The 2,690-nt window shown below is 59.5% G+C and carries 2 protein-coding genes; both read left to right on the top strand.

What is annotated here, in order from left to right:
- A partial coding sequence (locus tag AC1RRT_RS20510; RefSeq protein WP_493015845.1) for an FG-GAP-like repeat-containing protein occupies positions 1–2,049 on the top strand: 2,049 nt, incomplete at its 5' end.
- On the top strand, positions 2,049–2,522 hold the full coding sequence (locus tag AC1RRT_RS20515) for a prepilin peptidase (protein ID WP_493015846.1): 474 nt from the start codon (positions 2,049–2,051) through the stop codon (positions 2,520–2,522). The genes AC1RRT_RS20510 and AC1RRT_RS20515, both read left to right, overlap by 1 nt.
- Positions 2,523–2,690: the final 168 nt, after the last annotated feature.

A 2,690-nucleotide genomic window follows, 5' to 3' on the forward strand; every position in this document is an offset into this window, starting at 1 on the left:
CTGACCAAGGTACAGGCCTGGCAGGCGGAAAACCTGGTGCGGGAATATCGCACGGCTTACGAGGTCAGCCCCAGCACGCAGCGCAGCCGGCTGCTGTCTTTGTCATCCTGCGATGGCGCGGGCGTCTGTCTGCCATCGACAACACTGACCTGGGCCGGCTTACCGCCCGCTCTTCCTCAGCCGACGCGCTGGATCAGCTATTTCGACATTGCCCCGGAAGCGGGGACATGGCGTGATGAGAATGCCCGTCCCCGCCGTTTTGCCGATCTCAATGGCGATGGCCGGCCGGACATTGTCGGTTTCGATTCAGACGGCACCTATGCCGCTATTTCAACTGGCACCAGCTTTGCCGCGCCGCAGACAAAATGGACCTCCCAGTTCGGGTATAATCAAAGCTCTGGCTGGTGGACGAATGAGACGGTCTATCCGCGCAATATCGCCGATGTGAACGGCGACGGCATCCCAGACCTCGTCGGCTTCTACTATGAAGGCGTCTATGTCGCGCTGGGTAATGGCACCAGCTTTGCCGCCCCCACACTCTGGGTCGCCGCTTACGGTGCCATGATCTCGCAGGGCCAGTGGAACGATGAAGGGCTTTATCGCCGCATCCTGATCGATATGAATGGCGATGGCCTGACGGATATTGCCGGCTTTGGCAAGGAAGGCGTCTATGTCTCGCTCAATACCGGCAGCAGCTTTGCGGCACCGCAATTGTGGATCGGGCATTTCGGCTCGCTCGCCAGCGCGGGCCTTTGGAACACCGAATTTTACTATCCGCGCTATTTTGCGGATGTGAATGGCGACGGCCTGCCTGATGTGGTGGGTTTATATGGTGACGGCGCGTATGTCGCCATTTCCACCGGCAGCGGCTTCTTGCCGCAGACGCGTTGGATCGATCAGTTTGGCTCCAATAACATCGCCGGTGGCTGGTGGAGTTCAACCTATAACCGCTACCTGATCGATGCGAACGGCGACGGACTGGCCGATATCATCGGTTTTTATACGCAAGGTGTTTATGTCTCGTTGTCGGATGGCACCAAGTTCCTGCCGCCGACCTACTGGACCAACTATTTTGGCGCGTCGGTAGCCGCCGGCCAATGGACGGTCGAGAATATTGCGCCGCGTCGCATCGCCGACATGAATGGCGATGGCCTGCCTGATATTGTTGGTTTCAATTCCGATGGCATGTATGTTGCGCTGTCGGATGGCACAAAATTCCTGCCGCATACGCGCTGGCTCAACCATTTCGGCGCCAATTGGGAGGCGGGTCAGTATAATAACGAAGCGCTGATCCCCCGTTTCCTGATGGACCTGAACGGCGATGGCCTCACCGATGTCGGCGGCTATGCGGGATATGGCCCGGTTGTGTCACTGAGTGGGGGCGTTCAACCCGACATTCTCGCCACTGTGACGACCGGCAGTGCCATGACCCGGTTCATCTACAGGTCTCTCTCTACCGCCAACACGCCTTACACCAAGGACACCGGGGTAAATGCTTGCGCGCATCCCTGCATGGATCTGCAGGCACCGATGTATGTGGTCGCGGAAGTGAAATCCGCCAATGGTCTCGGCGGCGAGTATCGCTCAACCTATCGCTATACCGGCGCCAAGGCCGAGACCACCGGCCGCGGCTTCCTCGGTTTCCGTCAGATGACGGTGAAGGACGAGCAGACCGGCGTCGAGCAGGTGACGACGTATCGCCAGGATTATCCCTTCACCGGGCTGGTGGCGTCGCGCGAGAAGAAGCTGGGCAGCCAGTTGCTGAACCGCAGCACCAACACCTACAGCAGCACCAATCTGGGCGGCACGCGGCGCTATCCGTTCCTCACGCAAAGCCTGGAAGAGAGCTGGGAGCTGACCGGCACGGCGCTGCCGGCGGTGACCACCAGCTATCAGTATGATGCGTTTGGCAATGCCACGCAGGTCGGGGTCTCGACCGGCGATGGCCATGCCAAGACGACGGTGAATACCTACAGCAACGACACCGCCAACTGGCTGCTGGGCCGGTTGACGCGCTCGGAAGTCACCAGCACCACGCCGGGGAATTGATGCTGGAGGGCCTGCTGTTGCTGATGGGGGGCGGCGTGTTGCTCGCGCTGCTCATCTTCGATCTGCGCGAGCAGCGGCTGCCGGATATGTTGACCCTGGCATTCGGCCTGATCGGCTGCGGCTGGCATTTTCGTCATGGCTTTGGCGGACCAGATGTATCGGACATGCTACTGGGCGCTTCCGCAGGCTCTCTTAGCCTGTATGCCATTCGTCAATTCTATTTGTGGCGCAGGGGCGTGGAGGGGCTTGGATTGGGCGATGTCAAATACATGGCTGCTGCGGGAGTCTGGGTGGGCCTGCAGGGGAGCTTCACGGTGATCTTCGCCGGCGCCACTCTGACATTGCTGTTCCTGCTGCTTCGTCCTGGTCGACGCAAAGGGACTGGCGCGCTCGACTGGCAGACAAGGATTCCCTTCGGCCCCGGCCTTATTGCGGCAACGATTATTGTCTTCAGCATGCAGCAGGCGAACTGAAACACTATCGCCCCCAAGCTGTCATTTCACAATCCCATGATTACCCACAAGGGCGAGTGCTAAAAAATTGACAACCTTGGTTGCCGTCCTTTAGCTGGTTGCAGGCAGTGCTGACGCGAGTCGGCGGGGATCTGGGGGACAACAGTGATTGACTGGAAGATGGCCGGA

The organism is Ferrovibrio sp. GW821-FHT12B10 (assembly GCF_058807515.1).